This window comes from Bradyrhizobium sp. i1.15.2, from assembly GCF_040548425.1.
Taxonomy (GTDB): Bacteria; Pseudomonadota; Alphaproteobacteria; order Rhizobiales; family Xanthobacteraceae; genus Bradyrhizobium; species Bradyrhizobium canariense.
In genome coordinates, this window is sequence record NZ_JBEPRQ010000023.1 from 109,538 (window position 1) to 126,528 (window position 16,991).

A 16,991-nucleotide genomic window follows, 5' to 3' on the forward strand; every position below is an offset into this window, starting at 1 on the left:
CATGGAATCGATCCGTCGACAGAATCCGCAGACCGCCCTGATGTCGCTCGAAGCCGCGGCGACTTCGGCACGCGGCGGCTTCGCCTGCCTGTTTTCGACCGCGGACGAATACGAGAGCGCGCTGATCACCGAGCGCCGCGCCCAGGGGCGTTACACGCAAGGCCGCAATTACTGGCCGCTCGCGCTGTTCGCCGGTTGTGCGCTGACAGTGGCGGGCACCGTTTTGCTGTTCGCCTGAGTGATCTGCATTTTTGGACCGGGCAGGCGCCGTTTCGGCGCCTTTTTCTTTGTCGCGGGCTGCGGTAGACACGCCCATCAAACAAAATGGGTGGAAACAGATGATCACCGAGATCGCGCAAATCGACGTCAAGCCGGGCAGCGAGAAGGACTTTGAGGCCGCCGTCGCCAAGGCCAAGGCCGCTTTCGGCCGCTCCAAGGGTTTTCACGGTTTCGAGCTGCACAAGTCGATCGAGAAGCCGCAGCGCTATCGTCTGATGGTGAAGTGGGAAACGCTCGAGAGCCATACCGTCGATTTCCGCGGCTCCGAGAATTTCACCGAATGGCGCGGCCTCGTCGGCCAGTATTTTGCGGCACCCCCTGAGGTCGAGCACACCGAGACGATGCTGACGACCTGAGCTGCGTCAGGCCGCCTCTGCCAGAGGCGGCGCTTCATACGTCTTGAAATGGTCGATCATCACCTTGGCGATGGCGACCAGTGGCAGCGCCAGCGCCAGGCCCCAGATTCCGAACACGACGCCGAGCAGAATCTGGAACGCGAACAGCGTGGCCGGCGGAATGTCCAGTGCCTGCCGCTGAAGGATCGGCGTCAGCACATAGCTCTCCATGGCGTGCACGCCCATGAAGAGGAGAAAGGCCGACAGCGCCGGAATCCATCCTGAGGCGAGGCTCGCCAGCACGACCACGACGCCGGCTATGATGGCGCCCACCGTCGGAATGAAGGCGAGCAGGCCTGCCTGAATCCCCAGGATGAACGAGCCGGGAATGCCGATGAGGACGAGCCCGATCCAGGTCACCACGCCGACCGCAAGCATCACGATGATCTGCGCGATCAGCCAGCGCTCCAGCGTCTCGCCGATACCGTCGATGATCAGGGTGATGCGGGCGCGATGCCTGGCCGGCGCGAGAAACAACAGGCCGTCATGATAGACCGCGGGTTGGGCGGCGAAGGCGAGCCCCAGGAACAGCACGATGAAGATGTTGCCGACCGCGCTGATGGTGCCGAGCAGCAGCTTGAAGGTCTGGCTCACGATCGCCCCGCCGCTCGAGGCCAGCGCGCCTGCGCCCGGCAATCCGCCGTGCGAGCCCGGGGTCGGGGCGGGCGTCGGCGTCGCATCGGTGGAGGCAGCGGGTGCGGCGTTGCCGAGATCGAAGAAGCTGGTGTCGATCCCATGGTTTTCGAGGAAGGACCGGACGTTGGTGATCTGCGACTTGATTGTCTTGCTCAGCAGCGAGGCCTGCTCGGCAATGGTGGCGCCGCCGAGATAAGCAACGCCTGCGAGCATTACCGCCAGCGCGGCACAGACGATCGCGAGCCGGACCGCGTGGGGCAGGTGCACGCGGCGGCCAAGCGCGTTGGTCAGCGCGTTGAGGCCGACGCCGAGCAGCATTCCGGTGAAGATCAGGAGCAGGGTAGCTGCAAAATACCAGGTGAAGACCAGCATTGCCGCGAACAGCACGATTCCGATGCCCCCGACGGAGATCGCCCAGGCCAGATCGGTGCGGGTCCGGGGCCGTTCATCTGCGGGAATGGTCACATCGGCTCCTATGCGAAGGCGGCAGGCGGGCACTCTTTCGCGAAATCCCGCCTCGGATCAAGCCAGGCTCTGGCGCGATTGACGCGTCCTTGGCCCTGCGGGCCACGGACGCCGGCGAGAGAGGGGGCCATGCCCATCCTCCGCCCGGCCATTTGCGCGAAAATAGCATTGCCGTCCCGCGTACCCTTCTGTTGAATTTGTTCCATCCCAGGGGCATGTTTGGAGAATCGTCTTCGGCGAAAGGTCTGAACGGGAGATGAGAAAGCCGGTCGTCGGCGTGATCGGGAACGCCCATCGCGTTGAAAATCGATTTCAGGTCCAGATGGTCGGCGAGCGTAATCTGCGCGCCGTGGCCGAGGTGTCCGGCGGCCTGCCGGTGATGTTCGCGGGCTCGCCCGATATCACCGATATCGGCGCGCTGCTCGACACTGTCGACGGCATCGTGCTCACCGGTGCTCGCGCCAATGTCCACCCAACCCGTTTCAACGTCGATCCGTGTGAGGCGCACGAGCCCTACGACATCCACCGCGACGAGGTGGCGCTGGCGCTCTCGGTCGCATGCGTTGCCCGCGGCATCCCGCTGTTCGGCATCTGCCGGGGCCTCCAGGAGATGAACGTCGCCTTCGGCGGCTCGCTGCATCCCGAGATCCGCGAAATCCCGGGCCGCATGAACCACCGCATGCCGAGGCTCGAGAACGGCGAGATCCATCCCGATCCGACCGTGGTGTTCGCCGATCGTCACGACGTCGATCTGACGCCGGGCGGCGCGTTCGCAGAATTGCTCGGCTGTAACAAGATCAGGGTCAATTCGCTGCACGGCCAGGGCATCCTCGATCCCGGCAAGCGCGTGCTGATCGAGGGCATCGCCGAGGACGGCACCATCGAGGCAATCCGCATCGCGGAAGCCAAGGCCTTTGCGCTCGGGGTGCAATGGCACGCCGAATACGACCCGCAGCACAATCCGATCAATCGAAAACTGTTCGAGGCTTTTGGCGAAGCCATGGTGGCGAAGCAGCGCGCGGCGGCGTAGCTGCGAGCGCGCCGAGGCCCATAACCATCGTCATCGTGAGCGCAGCGAAGCAAATCCAGTCGCTGTCGGGTGACGGCGTGAAGGCGGCCTCGATCTCTCGGGCGTAATAAACCAGTTATCAAGAAATGGTGCGCGCCGGTTTTCTCGATTCCGATTCGTTCTTTGAGAACGAAGTGGAGTCAGACACAGAACGAAAGTCGAGGACCACAAACAAAAAAGGCGCCCCGAGGGGCGCCTTTCGTGTGTCGCGGTCGTTCGGGCCGTTTAGCCCGAATAGTACATTTCGAACTCGACCGGATGCGGGGTCATTTCGAAGCGGGCGACTTCGGTCATCTTCAGCTCGATGTAAGCGTCGATGAAGTCGTCGTCGAACACGCCGCCGTTCTTGAGGAAGCCGCGGTCCTTGTCGAGGTTTTCCAGCGCCTCGCGCAAGCTGCCGCACACGGTCGGGATCTGCTTCAGCTCTTCCTTCGGCAGATCGTAGAGGTCCTTGTCCATTGCCGGACCCGGATCGATCTTGTTCTTGATACCGTCGAGGCCGGCCATCAGCATCGCGGCGAAGCCGAGATAGGGATTGGCGAGCGGATCTGGGAAACGCACCTCGACGCGCTTGGCCTTCGGCGAAGCGGTGTAGGGGATGCGGCAGGAGGCCGAGCGGTTGCGCGCGGAATAGGCGAGCAGCACGGGAGCCTCGTAGCCCGGGACCAGACGCTTGTAGGAGTTGGTCGACGGGTTGGTGAAGGCGTTGATCGCCTTGGCGTGCTTGATGATGCCGCCGATGTAATGGAGGCAGGTCTCCGACAGGTCGGCGTATTTGTTGCCGGCGAACACCGGCTTGCCGTCCTTCCAGATCGACTGGTGCACGTGCATGCCCGAGCCGTTGTCGCCGAAGACCGGCTTCGGCATGAAGGTGGCGGTCTTGCCGTAGATGTGCGCGACCTGGTGGATGCAGTATTTGTAGATCTGCATGTGGTCGGCCATCAAGGTCAGCGTGTCGAACTTCATGCCGAGCTCGTGCTGGGCGGAGGCGACTTCGTGATGGTGCTTCTCGACCTTGACGCCCATCTTGGCCATGGCGCCGAGCATCTCCGAGCGCATGTCCTGCACGGAATCCTGCGGAGGCACCGGGAAGTAGCCGCCCTTGGTACGGACGCGGTGGCCGAGGTTGCCGCCTTCATATTCGGTGTCGGAGTTGGTCGGCAGCTCCGAGGAGTCGAGACGGAAGCCGGTGCTGTAGGGGTTGGCGGAGAAGCGCACGTCGTCGAACACGAAGAACTCGGCTTCGGGGCCGACGAACACGGTGTCGCCGACGCCCATCGACTTCACCATCGCCTCGGCCTTCTTGGCGATGCCGCGGGGGTCGCGGTTGTAGGGCTCGCCGGTGGTCGGCTCAAGCACGTCGCAGGTGATGACCATGGTGGTCTCGGCGAAGAACGGATCGATCGTCGCGGTCACCGGATCGGGCATCAGGCACATGTCGGACTCGTTGATCGCCTTCCAGCCGGCGATCGAGGAGCCGTCGAACATCGTTCCTTCGGCGAAAATGTCTTCATCGATCATGCTGATGTCGAAGGTGACGTGCTGCCACTTGCCGCGCGGATCGGTGAAGCGCAGGTCGACGTATTTGACGTCGTTGTCCTTGATCGATTTCAGGACGTCTTTGGCGGTCTTCATGCATACCCCTTTTGGCTCTGCGGGTCGGTTTCCAAGCTTCAAGCGACCGTGTTCACGCTTCTTGAGGCGCGCGAGGCACAAACAAAATGAGGCCGCCGAAGCAGCCTATTTCTTGTCAGAATGTCGCAAAATGCGGGATAGCACCCGGCTCAGATAGCGTCCAGCCCGGATTCGCCGGTTCGGATGCGGATCGCCTCTTCGATGTTGGAGACGAAAATCTTGCCATCGCCGATGCGCCCGGTTTGCGCTGCGCGGCGGATTGCGTCGATGGCGCGCTCGACCAGATCGTCGCCGATCACGATCTCGATCTTCACCTTGGGCAGGAAGTCGACGATGTATTCTGCGCCGCGGTACAGCTCGGCGTGACCCTTCTGCCGGCCGAAGCCCTTGGCTTCGGTGACGGTGATGCCCTGAAGGCCGACTTCCTGAAGCGCTTCCTTCACCTCGTCGAGCTTGAATGGCTTGATGATGGCTTCGATCTTCTTCACTGCGCGCCTCCCGGCCTTTCGAACAAATAGCAACGTCTTCGTCAGGATGCGCTTTTCTTAACGCACGATCTTGTCTTCGCTATGCCGGGATCCCTGACCAGTCCGGCAACAACGGCCGGCCACACCCTGATAAATGCCAGTGAGCACGACGAACCGAAGCGACTTCCGCGAAAGCAGGGTCTATGCCAAGTTGCAAATGCCCTGATTATTGGAGCGTTATCAGCCTTTTAACGTGCAGCTCCGATAGGTGGCGCCGACCCGCACAAAATACCGCAGACTACGGAATAGGCAAACGGTCCAATATTTGTGCAGATCGTTGTTCCGTCGGATCGCCCGACGCAGAACGTGCCTCTTGAAAAGGCTTTTGGACAGGGAAGTGGCATGGAAGTTCTGACCAACGCCGAAATGCAGCGTGCCGACCAGCTCAGCATTGCGGCAGGCACCCCCGGCTTCAAGCTGATGCTCAGTGCTGGCCAGGCGGTCGCCGAGGCCGCCAACGCGCTGGTGGAGGAGGGGCCGATCCTGATCGTGGCCGGCCCCGGCAACAACGGTGGGGACGGTTTTGTCGCAGCCGCCGAGCTCGCCGCGCAAGGCCGCGAGGTCTCGGTCATCCTGATGTGCGAGCGCGACCAGCTCCAGGGCGATGCGGCCTCGGCGGCACGGGGCTGGAAACACCCGGTGCTCCCGTTCAACCCGCAGGCGATCGGGCGACCGGCGCTGATCATCGATGCGCTGTTCGGCGCGGGCCTCAGCCGTCCGGTCGACGGCGAGGCACGTGAGATGATCGAGGCGATCAACGCCAACGGTGCGCCGGTGCTCGCGGTCGATCTGCCAAGCGGCATCAACGGCACCAGCGCGGCCGTGCTGGGCGTGGCGGTGAACGCCACCGAGACCGTCACCTTCTTCCGCAAGAAGCCGGCGCATCTGCTGCTGCCGGGGCGCATGCATTGCGGCCACGTCCGCGTCGCCGACATCGGCATCGAGGCGCAGGTGCTGGACGAGATCGCGCCGCAGATTTTCGAGAACGATCCGGACTTCTGGGGCACCGCCTTTCCGGTGCCGCGCATCGACGGCCACAAATACGCGCGAGGCCATGTGCTGGCGGTCTCGGGCGATGCGGCCGCGACCGGTGCGGCGCGTCTCGCCGCGCGCGGGGCGCTCCGCGCCGGCGCGGGCCTGGTGACTCTGGCTACGCCGCGTGATGCGCTGGCGATCAATGCAGCTGCGCTCACCGCGGTGATGGTTCGCCCCGTCGATACCGCCATCGAGTTCGGCGAGCTGCTCGGTGACAAGCGCTACAACACCTGCATGATCGGCCCCGGCGCGGGGGTCGGCGAGCGCACCTGCGATCTCGTCCACACGGCGCTTAACGCGCAGCGGCGCCTGGTGCTCGACGCGGATGCGCTGACGAGCTTTGCCGCCAATCCCGAGCGCCTGTTCGAATCGATCAAGACGTCGCAGGACAAGGCGGTAGTGCTGACGCCGCACGAGGGCGAGTTCCCGCGGCTGTTCTCCGACCTCAGCAATAAACATCCGGGGCGCTCGAAGATCGAGCGCGTGCGCGCCGCCGCCGAGCGCTCCGGCGCGGTCGTGCTGCTGAAGGGCGCGGACACCACGATTGCCGCGCCCGACGGCCGCGCCACCATCGCCGCCAACGCGCCGCCCTGGCTCGCCACCGCGGGCGCCGGAGACGTGCTCGCCGGCATCATCGCAGGGCTGCTGGCGCAAGGCGTGCCGGCATTCGAAGCCGCCAGCATCGCTGTGTGGATGCATGGCGAAGCGGCGAGCGAGGCGGGACCGGGCCTGATAGCAGAGGATCTCACCGAGACGCTGCCGGCCGTGCACCGGCGGATCTATAATGCGCTGGGGATTGAATATTGATGCTCAGGCAGCTCGCGCTCACTGATATGGGCGCGGCGGCGCAGGTTCACCGGGCTGCATTCGACCATGCGATGCCCTGGCTCGCTGGGCTGCATACGCCGGACGAGGACCGCTGGTTCTACCGCGAGCATGTGTTCGCGACGTGCCGCGTGTGGGGACGCTTCAACGGCGATGTACTGAGCGGGATCATCGCTTTCCGTGACGGCTGGATCGAGCAGCTTTACGTGCTTCCTGCTGTTCAAGGGCGGGGGACTGGCGCCGAACTTCTCGACGTCGCCAAGCATGCCAACGAACGGCTGGAGCTCTGGACCTTCCAGTGCAATGCGCGCGCAAGGCGCTTCTATGAAGCGCGCCAGTTTACGTTGATCGAGCAGACCAACGGGACCCGAAACGAGGAGAAAGAACCCGACGCTCGGTACCTCTGGATGCGTAGGCCGCTTCATTTGTGAACAATTGTAGTCTAAAAACTACATGTGATTGAAAGCAGACTGAGACGTTTCGGAAGTGGCGATCACGTCTCAAGGATGAGCGTGCCAGAGCGCTGATTGCTTCGCGATTGGATCGGTTGGCTCATGGACACGCAGGCGACGTCGAACCGGTGGGCGACGGTGTGAGCGAGCTGCGTATTCATCACGGGCCCGGATATCGCATCTATTTTCGGAAGCGGGGCAACGCGATCATCGTTTTGCTGTGCGGGGGCGACAAGAGCACGCAGGTGAAAGACATCAAGGCGGCGAAGCGCCTTGCCGAGATGTGGAGCGAATGAGATGGGCGAGAAGCTGACGACCTATGACCCGGCCGAAGACCTGCAGTCCGACGAGGCCATTGCCGTGTTCATGGAAGAGGCGTTCAAGACCGAGGATGCGGCCTATATCGCCCATGCACTTGGGGTCGTCGCCCGCGCCAAGGGGATGACGCAGATCGCCAAAGAGACTGGTCTTTCTCGCGAGCAGCTCTATCGCTCGTTCAGCACCAACGGCAATCCGACGCTGAAAACGACTATTGCGGTGATGAAGGCGCTCGGGATCGAACTCACAGCCAAGCCGCACGCCTAGTCGGAGCCCCTCACTCCACCCCGTACCAGCGCACCAGCCGCGGGGCGGCCCATTCGGTTACGACGGTTTCGATCAGCCATCGCCCGGGGGAGGCCGCAGCGAACGCGATGCGCTGAGTCTGGCCGGGTTCGATCGCGAGCGTGTCGAGCCAATAGGGCTTCCAGCCGTCGTCGAGCTTGTCGAGCAGGCGGAAATGGTGGCCGTGCAGATGGACGACGATGGCGACGGGTGCGGGGTTCTTGAGCGCCAGCACGACGGTGCGGCCGGCCTTGGTGCGAAAAGCGGGGGCGGAGGACGTCGAGAAATTTGCGGGCCGTACCCACCCGGCGTCGGCTGCCCCGAGCGCGACATCGAACCGCAGGGCGCCTTTCAGATCGAGTCGCTCGGGCAGGTCATTCGGAGGGAGCGGCTGCGGCGGCAACAGCGGCGCGCGCCGCTCAAGCTTGCCGGAGACCGTCAGGCGGCCGACCTGGCGCGCCTCATTGCCGTCATGCAGCAGGAATGGGGCCGATGTGGCCGCATCCACGAAGGCGTCGGCGCGTGCGCCGGGAGCCAGCACCAGGGCGCCGTTGCGAGCCGGGAACGGCTCAGCCGGCTGTCCGTCCAGGGCCAGCACCTGGACCTCGTGACTTTCCAATTTGATCGCCAGAACAGAACGTTGCGAGCCGTTGATAAAGCGCAGCCGCAGCCGCTCATTCGCCGAAGCTGAGAGTTCGAATGAAGTCGTTCCGTTGATTGTATAGAGCGGGGACGTGTCCTTCGGGTCCCGGCCCGGGAGAAGCGCGGTCCCATCCGGCCGCAGCCGCCATTCCTCGATCAAGAGGACCACGTCGCGATCGGCGGCGACCGCGTTGGTCTCGGTGGCGATGATCGGAAGCGGGCGCGCGGGCTGCTTCAGGCTGTCCTCGAACAGGCGAAAGTCGGCCAGCAGGGTTCCTGCGTTTGGCACTGAAATAATTGATGTTTCCGTCGCGTCCGGGGCCGTCGGGGCGCGTCCTCGAAGCGGGTCGGCCGCGTCCGGGCCATTGAGGCCGTACCAGACTGGTGCAAGCGGGACGGGCAGGCCGTTGCGAAAGACCACCTCGCAGCGGTCGCCACGTTTGAGACGGACATCCCCGAGGTGGCTTACGGCGGCCAGCTCCCAGATCGGTGTAGCCGGCTGACCCGGCCTCAGAGCCAACGTCGCCGGCCTTGCCTGAAGGGCGAGTTGGGCGGTCATGGCCGGGACTGCGCCGCCCGCCATCAGCCCGGCCGCAGAGGCGCCCAGTCCCGCTCCAAGCCCGGCCAAAACCTCGCGCCTCGTCGGGTCGAAAATCCGCGTTCTCATGGCCGATCCCGACCACGCCGTGCTGGATAAGTCCAGCCGTCGTGCCTAGTTGAAGGCTGCCTCTATCGGGCCATTTTTTTGCTGCGAACAGGCGGGCACATGCTATAAGCCCGCCGCCCGCGGCATCGCGGCCGGTCTTGATGCAAATTTACGCGGGCGTGGCGGAACTGGTAGACGCGCTGGATTTAGGTTCCAGTGACGAAAGTTGTGGGGGTTCGAGTCCCTCCGCCCGCACCAAGCGCTTTCAGCGTTTGCACGGATTACGCGATCTGCTCCCGCGCGGATGTTTGTCCGCCGGAAGCCGGTCCGATGAACCACCGGCGTTGAGGCGTTCGCCTCGCGCCGGATCGATTAATGACAGCGTCCCGACGCATGCGCGCCGGGACCGAACGAGAAGAAGATTGGACACCATGCAGGTCACAGAAACCCTCTCGGAAGGTTTGAAGCGCGAGTTCAAGATCAGCGTTCCCGCGTCTGATCTCGACGCCAAGGCCGGTGCCAAGCTCGTCGACCTCAAGGACAAGGTTCGCATCAACGGCTTCCGTCCCGGCAAGGTGCCGGTCACGCACCTCAAGAAGGTCTATGGCCGCTCGGTGATGGCCGAGACCATCGACCAGACCATTCGTGACACCAACACGCAGCTGTTCTCCGAGCGCGGCTTCCGCCTTGCGACCGAACCCAAGATCACCATGCCGACCGAGCAGGCCGAGGTCGAGGAGCTGCTCAACGGCAAAACCGACCTGACCTATACGGTTGCGATCGAGGTGGTGCCGTCGATCGCGCTCGCCGACTTCAAGACCTTCGAGGTCGAGAAGCCCGTCGCCGAAGTCACCGACGCCGACGTCGACGAGGCGATCAAGCGCATCGCCGATTCGAACCGCGGCTATGCCGCGAAGGGCGAGGGCGCCAAGGCCGAGTCGGGCGATCGCGTCACCGTCGCCTTCAAGGGCACCATCAACGGCGAGCCCTTCGAGGGCGGCGCCGGCGAGGGCATCCAGGTGGTGATCGGATCCAACACCTTCATCCCCGGCTTCGAAGAGCAGCTCATCGGGATCGGCGCGGGCGAGACCCGCACGCTGAAGGTGGCGTTCCCCAAGAACTACATGAACGATAAGCTCGCCGGCCAGCCGGCCGAGTTCGAGACCACCGCGACGCTGATCGAGGCGCCGCAGGATCTCGCGATCGACGACGAGTTCGCCAAGACGCTCGGCCTCGAATCGCTGGACAAGCTGAAGGAAGCGGCGCGCGAGCGGCTGGTCGCCGAGTTCGCGACCGCGACGCGCCAGCGCGTCAAGCGCGCGCTGCTCGACCGCCTCGACGAGGCCCATCGCTTCGAGGCTCCGCCCTCGCTGGTCGACGAGGAGTTCAATCTGATGTGGAACTCGGTGAAGGCCGAGATGGACTCCGCCGGCAAGACCTTCGCCGACGAGGACACCACTGAAGACGCCGCCAAGGAAGAGTACCGTAAGATCGCCGACCGCCGCGTGCGGCTGGGGCTCGTGCTCTCCGAGATCGGCGAGAAGAACAAGATCTCCGTGACCGACGACGAGGTCGGCCGCGCCGTGATCGAGCGGGCGCGCTCGATGCCGGGCCGCGAGAAGGAGGTCTGGGACTATTACCGCAGCAACGCCCAAGCGTTGGCCCAGCTTCGTGCACCGATCTATGAGGACAAGGTCGTCGACTTCATCCTCGAGCTTGCCAAGGTGACTGAGAAGAAGGTCTCGCGCGACGATCTCTACAAGGACGACGAGGCGGAAAAGACCGCCGCCTGAGGGCTCCAGAAGAGCCTTTAGGAGAGCCTTTGGGATAGCCTTGCATTAAGGATGATCAGCGAAGAGGTCGAGCTAGCCAGGTGGCCGGCTGGGCCTCTTTGTACGAATCAGCTTCAACTGCCTCACGGATTAAGCCTTAATTCGCTCCGCACTTGTCAGGCGCGAATTGGGCTATATCTGTCGCTACGCCTTCTGCTTCTACCAAGTTCTTCTACCAAGTTCCTGCATCACGGGACGTCCATCGGCCTTCCGGCAGATCCAGCCCCGACTGGCAGCCGGGCCTGGCGATGTCCGCCTCTTCAAAACCCTAGGTGACTCATGCGCGATCCGGTTGAAACCTACATGAACCTCGTGCCCATGGTGGTCGAGCAGACCAACCGTGGCGAGCGCGCCTACGACATTTTCTCGCGCCTTCTGAAAGAGCGCATCATCTTCCTGACCGGGCCGGTCGAGGACGGCATGTCGACGCTGATCGTCGCGCAGCTGTTGTTCCTTGAGGCGGAAAATCCGAAGAAGGAAATCTCGATGTACATCAACTCGCCGGGCGGCGTGGTGACGTCGGGCCTCGCGATCTACGACACCATGCAGTTCATTCGTCCGCCGGTCTCGACGCTGTGCACGGGCCAGGCCGCCTCGATGGGCTCGCTGCTGCTCTGCGCCGGCGAGAAGGACATGCGCTTCTCGCTGCCGAACGCGCGCATCATGGTGCATCAACCTTCCGGCGGCTTCCAGGGCCAGGCCACCGACATCATGCTGCACGCACAGGAAATCCTGAACCTGAAGAAGCGGCTCAACGAGATCTACGTGAAGCACACCGGCCAGACCTACAAGGCGATCGAGGACGCGCTGGAACGCGACAAGTTCCTTACTGCGAGCGACGCCAAGGAGTTCGGTTTGGTCGACAGGGTCATCGACAAGCGCGCCGAGGAAACCGCGGCGCCGAAGACTCCGTAGCACTACGGTGCCGGCAATCCCTCTGGGATCGCCGGCACCGTCAGGGAGCGTTCACGTTAAGGACACGTGCGCGCGTCGCAAAACGCAGTTTTGCGCCCTGCGACAGGCAGAAAGTTCCGCTTTCGTGCTTATTTTTCGTGGCAATCCAGCAACGCCGGGGTGATTTCGATCACTTCGCCCGTGCCAAGACCGGAAATCACGGTATTGTCACGGGTAGCCGGCGCTCCCCGATTAGCGAATTCTTGATAGTCGGGTGACAGCATGGTTCGCTACGACTGATCGGCTATGATCGCGGAGAATCGAGTGACCGTGATTCGCACGGCATGCAACGCGTAGGGTCTTTTTTGGTACGGAATTTGCTCTATTTGAAGGACTGTACCGGCTGTCGTGCCGGAATAGGGCGATCGAGCGGACGGGATCGAACCGCGGACGGAGACATGAATGAGTAAGGTCGGCACGAGCGACTCCAAGAACACGCTGTATTGCTCGTTCTGCGGCAAGAGCCAGCACGAAGTTCGCAAACTGATCGCGGGTCCCACGGTCTTCATTTGCGACGAGTGCGTCGAGCTCTGCATGGACATCATTCGCGAGGAGAACAAATCCTCGCTGGTGAAGTCGCGCGACGGGATTCCGACGCCGAAGGAAATCTGCAAGGTGCTGGACGATTACGTAATCGGACAGAACCATGCGAAGAAGGTCCTCTCGGTCGCGGTGCACAATCACTACAAGCGCCTCAACCACCAGACCAAGCACAACGACGTCGAGCTTGCGAAGTCGAACATCCTGCTGATCGGTCCGACCGGTTCGGGCAAGACGCTGCTCGCGCAGACGCTCGCCCGCATCCTGGACGTGCCGTTCACGATGGCGGATGCGACGACGCTGACCGAAGCCGGCTATGTCGGCGAGGACGTCGAGAACATCATCCTGAAGCTGCTCCAGGCCGCCGACTACAATGTCGAGCGTGCCCAGCGCGGCATCGTCTATATCGACGAAATCGACAAGATCAGCCGCAAGTCCGACAATCCCTCGATCACGCGGGACGTGTCGGGTGAGGGCGTGCAGCAGGCACTGCTCAAGATCATGGAAGGCACGGTGGCTTCGGTCCCGCCGCAGGGCGGCCGCAAGCATCCGCAGCAGGAGTTCCTGCAGGTGGACACCACCAATATCCTGTTCATCTGCGGTGGTGCGTTCTCGGGCCTCGAAAAGATCATCTCGGCACGCGGACGGTCGACCTCGATCGGTTTCGCCGCCCAGGTGCTCGCGCCGGAAGACCGCCGCACCGGCGAAATCTTCCGTCACGTCGAGCCGGAGGATCTCCTGAAGTATGGCCTGATCCCGGAATTCGTCGGCCGTCTGCCCGTCGTGGCGACGCTGGAGGATCTGGACGAGGCTTCGCTCAAGAAGATCCTGGTCGAGCCGAAGAACGCGCTGGTGAAGCAGTACCAGCGGCTGTTCGAGATGGAGAACATCGAGCTGACCTTCGCCGACGAGGCGCTTGGCGCGGTGGCCCGCAGGGCGATCGAGCGCAAGACCGGTGCGCGCGGGCTGCGTTCGATCCTCGAGGCGATCCTGCTCGAGACCATGTTCGACCTGCCGGGCCTCGAAGGTGTGGAAGAAGTCGTGATTTCCCGCGAAGTCGTGGAAGGAACGGCGCGCCCGCTCTACATCTACGCCGATCGGTCCGATCGCGCCGTCGAGAACGCCAGCGCCTGATTTCGGCGCTGGAACGCTCCAATCGTCTCATCAAGCAAGGGGCTGCGGAAAATATCTCCGCAGCCGGTGTTGTGTCGCTTGTTCGCGTGCGTAAGCGCCTGATGGCGCGCGTCTTTCAATGACTTGACACCCCCCGGGTCGATAGCCACCTAATGTCGGCGGCGAGCAAAAATTCTCTTCAAGATTCGCCTCAGTTCCGATCCGGCAGGCCGGTCCAACCTCAGAAGGACCGACCGGTTTTGCGGATCACCTCGGCACCTTGTGGCGGTTGCGCATGAGCATGGCGGGCTGCGTGCAAGGGGGCAAAGCAAAAGGAAAAGGCCATGACCAATCCAAAACCCAGGCCAACCATCGTTCATGGCGAAACGCACGCCTATCCCGTGCTGCCGCTGCGCGACATCGTCGTCTTCCCGCACATGATCGTTCCGCTCTTCGTCGGCCGCGAGAAGTCGATCCGCGCGCTCGAAGAGGTGATGAAGAACGACGCGCTGATCATGCTCGCGACCCAGAAGAACGCGTCCGACGATGATCCGGCACCCGATTCCATTTACGAGACCGGTACGCTTGCCAGCGTGCTTCAGCTCTTGAAGCTTCCCGACGGCACCGTGAAGGTGCTGGTCGAAGGGCTCGAGCGTGCGCGCGTGCAGAAGTACACCGATCGTGCCGACTATTACGAAGCGACCGCGATTGCGCTCGCCGACACCGACGCGAAGTCGGTCGAGGCCGAGGCCATGGCGCGCTCGGTCGTGTCCGACTTCGAGAGCTATGTGAAGCTCAACAAGAAGATCTCGGCCGAGGTCGTCGGCGTCGTGCAGGCGATCACCGATTTCGCCAAGCTCGCCGACACCGTCGCCTCGCATCTCGCTGTCAAGATCGCGGATCGCCAGGGCATCCTGGAGACGCTGTCGGTCACGCAGCGCCTCGAGAAGGTGCTGGGCCTGATGGAGAGCGAGATCTCGGTGCTCCAGGTCGAGAAGCGCATCCGCTCGCGCGTCAAGCGCCAGATGGAGAAGACCCAGCGCGAGTACTATCTCAACGAGCAGATGAAGGCGATCCAGAAGGAACTCGGCGACGACGACGGTCGCGACGAGCTCGCCGATCTCGAAGAGAAGATCTCCAAGACCAAGCTCTCCAAGGAAGCGCGCGAGAAGGCGCAGCATGAATTGAAGAAGCTGCGCCAGATGTCGCCGATGTCCGCGGAAGCGACCGTCGTGCGCAACTATCTGGATTGGCTGCTGTCGATCCCGTGGAACAAGAAGTCCAAGGTGAAGAAGGATCTGGAGGCCGCGCAGGCGGTTCTGGATGCGGATCACTACGGGTTGGAGAAGGTCAAGGACCGCATCGTCGAGTATCTGGCCGTGCAGTCGCGCGCCAACAAGCTCACGGGCCCGATTCTGTGCCTCGTCGGTCCTCCCGGCGTCGGCAAGACCTCGCTCGGCAAGTCGATCGCGAAGGCGACGGGGCGCGAATTCGTGCGCGTCTCGCTCGGCGGCGTGCGCGACGAGGCCGAGATCCGCGGTCACCGCCGCACCTATATCGGCTCGATGCCCGGCAAGATCATTCAGTCGATGCGGAAGGCGAAGTCGTCCAATCCGCTGTTCCTGCTGGACGAGATCGACAAGATGGGCGCCGATTTCCGCGGCGATCCGTCCTCGGCGCTGCTCGAGGTTCTCGACCCCGAGCAGAACGCGACCTTCAACGACCACTATCTCGAGGTCGACTACGATCTGTCCAACGTGATGTTCATCACCACCGCGAATACGCTCAATATTCCGGGGCCGCTGATGGACCGCATGGAGATCATCCGGATCGCGGGCTACACCGAGAACGAGAAGGTCGAGATCGCGCGCAAGCACCTGATCCCGAATGCGGTGTCCAAGCACGGCCTGGATTCCAAGGAGTTCTCGATCGACGACGACGCGCTGCTGCTTCTGATCCGCCGCTACACCCGCGAAGCGGGCGTGCGCAATTTGGAGCGTGAGCTCTCCACACTCGCCCGCAAGGCGGTGAAGGAGCTGATGATCTCCAAAAAGAAGTCGGTCAAGGTCACCGAGAAGACTCTGGAAGAGCTGCTCGGCGTGCCGAAGTACCGCTACGGCGAGATCGAGAGTGAGCCGCAGGTCGGTATCGTCACCGGCCTTGCCTGGACCGATGTCGGCGGCGAGCTGCTGACAATCGAAGGCGTCATGATGCCCGGCAAGGGCAAGATGACGGTTACGGGCAATCTGCGTGACGTGATGAAGGAATCGATCTCGGCGGCGGCGTCCTATGTCCGCTCGCGCGCGATCGTCTACGGCATCGAGCCGCCGCTGTTCGACCGGCGCGACATCCACGTGCACGTGCCGGAAGGCGCGACGCCGAAGGACGGTCCGTCGGCGGGCGTGGCGATGGCCACCGCGATCATCTCGGTCATGACCGGCATCCCGGTCCGCCATGATGTTGCGATGACCGGCGAGATCACGCTGCGCGGCCGCGTGCTGCCGATCGGCGGCCTGAAGGAGAAGCTGCTGGCTGCTGCCCGCGGCGGCATCAAGACGGTGCTGATCCCCGAGGACAACGCCAAGGATCTCACGGAGATTTCCGATGCGATCAAGGGCGGCATGGAGATCATCCCGGTCTCGCGCCTCGACGACGTCGTCGCCAAGGCGCTGGTCAAGAAGCCGGTGCCGATCGTCTGGGAAGAGGACACCAAGGTGACGGTGAAGCCGGACGGCGACGAAGCCGCCGGCGGCCTGACCGCTCACTGAGATCACAGCTCGAAAAGATGATAAAACGGCGCCTTCGGGCGCCGTTTTTGTTGTGGGGCAGCGGATGACGACAATGCACATCGACGGGCAATGCCATTGCGGCGCGATCACCTTTGAAGCGGAGATCGATCCCGAGACGGTGTCGGTCTGCCATTGCCGGGACTGCCAGACCCTTACGGGATCGCCGTTCCGGGTGACGGCGATCTGCACCAAGGCGGACGTCAAGCTGACCGCCGGCACGCCCAGAATCTACGGCAAGCGCGGCGATAATGGCCGGATGCGCTTCCAGCATTTCTGTGGCGACTGCGGTTCCCCGCTATTCACAAGCGGCGAGGGCGATCAGGAGGACGATTGGGGCATCCGCTGGGGCAGCATTCGCCAGCGCGACAAATTGCGGCCCGTCAGGCAGATCTGGTGCCAGTCGGCGGCGGTGTGGATCGACGCGGTGCCACTGCTGCCGGGACGGCCGGGAGATTGAGGTGAGCGACCCGAGACATAGGTGACAGTTCGTACCGGACACATGGGTTACACTTTCCGCTTTTGTTCTGCGGGAGGTGTAGATGCCGTGGAAAGCG

General features: G+C 63.2%; 16 protein-coding genes, 1 tRNA gene and 1 pseudogene. 13 read left to right on the plus strand and 5 right to left on the minus strand.

Annotated elements, in window-relative coordinates; genetic code table 11:
- The first annotated feature begins 1 nt into the window (after position 1).
- Positions 2 to 238 carry a hypothetical protein gene (locus ABIB80_RS30235; RefSeq protein ID WP_219682236.1) on the plus strand — a complete coding sequence of 79 codons (237 nt, stop codon included), beginning with the start codon at positions 2 to 4 and terminating at the stop codon, positions 236 to 238.
- 100 nt (positions 239 to 338) lie between these two features.
- Positions 339 to 635: an antibiotic biosynthesis monooxygenase family protein gene (locus ABIB80_RS30240; protein WP_354128905.1), complete on the plus strand. Its 297-nt coding sequence runs from the start codon at positions 339 to 341 to the stop codon at positions 633 to 635.
- A gap of 6 nt (positions 636 to 641) precedes the next feature.
- Here ABIB80_RS30240 and ABIB80_RS30245 read toward each other — a convergent pair whose 3' ends face one another.
- Positions 642 to 1,775, minus strand: a complete 1,134-nt coding sequence (locus tag ABIB80_RS30245) for an AI-2E family transporter (RefSeq protein WP_219682234.1) — start codon at positions 1,773 to 1,775, stop codon at positions 642 to 644.
- Positions 1,776 to 2,031: 256 nt separating this feature from the next.
- Between ABIB80_RS30245 and ABIB80_RS30250 the strand changes: the two genes are divergently transcribed.
- Positions 2,032 to 2,805, plus strand: coding sequence for a gamma-glutamyl-gamma-aminobutyrate hydrolase family protein (locus ABIB80_RS30250; RefSeq protein ID WP_007603493.1), 774 nt, complete (start codon positions 2,032 to 2,034; stop codon positions 2,803 to 2,805).
- Positions 2,806 to 3,069: 264 nt separating this feature from the next.
- Here ABIB80_RS30250 and glnA read toward each other — a convergent pair whose 3' ends face one another.
- Positions 3,070 to 4,479 carry a type I glutamate--ammonia ligase gene (gene glnA / locus ABIB80_RS30255; protein ID WP_007603494.1) on the minus strand — a complete coding sequence of 470 codons (1,410 nt, stop codon included), beginning with the start codon at positions 4,477 to 4,479 and terminating at the stop codon, positions 3,070 to 3,072.
- A 149-nt stretch (positions 4,480 to 4,628) separates the two neighbouring features.
- On the minus strand, positions 4,629 to 4,967 hold the full coding sequence (locus ABIB80_RS30260) for a P-II family nitrogen regulator (protein WP_007603495.1): 339 nt from the start codon (positions 4,965 to 4,967) through the stop codon (positions 4,629 to 4,631).
- 381 nt (positions 4,968 to 5,348) lie between these two features.
- Here ABIB80_RS30260 and ABIB80_RS30265 point away from each other — a divergent pair, with 381 nt between their 5' ends.
- The 4 genes and pseudogenes from ABIB80_RS30265 to ABIB80_RS30280 all read left to right on the plus strand — a co-directional run bounded on the left by ABIB80_RS30265 (position 5,349) and on the right by ABIB80_RS30280 (position 7,903).
- The gene (locus ABIB80_RS30265) at positions 5,349 to 6,848 is read left to right on the plus strand and encodes an NAD(P)H-hydrate dehydratase (protein WP_354128906.1); all 1,500 of its coding nucleotides are present in this window, start codon (positions 5,349 to 5,351) and stop codon (positions 6,846 to 6,848) included.
- The gene (locus ABIB80_RS30270) at positions 6,848 to 7,297 is read left to right on the plus strand and encodes a GNAT family N-acetyltransferase (protein ID WP_354128907.1); all 450 of its coding nucleotides are present in this window, start codon (positions 6,848 to 6,850) and stop codon (positions 7,295 to 7,297) included. The genes ABIB80_RS30265 and ABIB80_RS30270 overlap by 1 nt, the downstream gene beginning before the upstream one ends.
- A 32-nt stretch (positions 7,298 to 7,329) precedes the next feature.
- Positions 7,330 to 7,614, plus strand: a pseudogene (locus tag ABIB80_RS30275) (type II toxin-antitoxin system RelE/ParE family toxin); the annotation flags it as partial.
- Between the two features lies 1 nt (position 7,615).
- The gene (locus ABIB80_RS30280) at positions 7,616 to 7,903 is read left to right on the plus strand and encodes an addiction module antidote protein (RefSeq protein ID WP_007603498.1); all 288 of its coding nucleotides are present in this window, start codon (positions 7,616 to 7,618) and stop codon (positions 7,901 to 7,903) included.
- Positions 7,904 to 7,913: 10 nt separating this feature from the next.
- On the opposite strand, the gene ABIB80_RS30285 is transcribed toward ABIB80_RS30280, so the two are convergent.
- Entirely contained in the window at positions 7,914 to 9,230 is a 1,317-nt protein-coding gene (locus ABIB80_RS30285) for a multicopper oxidase family protein (protein WP_354128908.1), read from the minus strand.
- A 152-nt stretch (positions 9,231 to 9,382) separates the two neighbouring features.
- Here ABIB80_RS30285 and ABIB80_RS30290 point away from each other — a divergent pair.
- From ABIB80_RS30290 to ABIB80_RS30300, 3 genes are all read left to right on the plus strand, one after another.
- A tRNA-Leu gene (locus ABIB80_RS30290) sits at positions 9,383 to 9,467 on the plus strand.
- Positions 9,468 to 9,640: 173 nt separating this feature from the next.
- Entirely contained in the window at positions 9,641 to 11,002 is a 1,362-nt protein-coding gene (gene tig, locus ABIB80_RS30295; protein WP_219682229.1) for a trigger factor, read from the plus strand.
- 318 nt (positions 11,003 to 11,320) lie between these two features.
- Positions 11,321 to 11,956, plus strand: a complete 636-nt coding sequence (locus ABIB80_RS30300) for an ATP-dependent Clp protease proteolytic subunit (RefSeq protein ID WP_007603501.1) — start codon at positions 11,321 to 11,323, stop codon at positions 11,954 to 11,956.
- A 128-nt stretch (positions 11,957 to 12,084) separates the two neighbouring features.
- On the opposite strand, the gene ABIB80_RS30305 is transcribed toward ABIB80_RS30300, so the two are convergent.
- Positions 12,085 to 12,219, minus strand: a complete 135-nt coding sequence (locus tag ABIB80_RS30305; RefSeq protein ID WP_354128909.1) for a hypothetical protein — start codon at positions 12,217 to 12,219, stop codon at positions 12,085 to 12,087.
- Positions 12,220 to 12,397: 178 nt separating this feature from the next.
- Between ABIB80_RS30305 and clpX the strand changes: the two genes are divergently transcribed.
- From clpX to ABIB80_RS30320, 3 genes are all read left to right on the plus strand, one after another.
- Positions 12,398 to 13,669 carry an ATP-dependent Clp protease ATP-binding subunit ClpX gene (clpX, locus tag ABIB80_RS30310; protein ID WP_007603503.1) on the plus strand — a complete coding sequence of 424 codons (1,272 nt, stop codon included), beginning with the start codon at positions 12,398 to 12,400 and terminating at the stop codon, positions 13,667 to 13,669.
- Positions 13,670 to 13,992: 323 nt separating this feature from the next.
- Entirely contained in the window at positions 13,993 to 16,416 is a 2,424-nt protein-coding gene (gene lon, locus ABIB80_RS30315; protein ID WP_007603504.1) for an endopeptidase La, read from the plus strand.
- Positions 16,417 to 16,489: 73 nt separating this feature from the next.
- A complete protein-coding gene (locus ABIB80_RS30320; RefSeq protein WP_219682260.1) occupies positions 16,490 to 16,894 on the plus strand; it encodes a GFA family protein in 405 nt (134 codons plus the stop codon).
- Positions 16,895 to 16,991 lie beyond the last annotated feature (97 nt).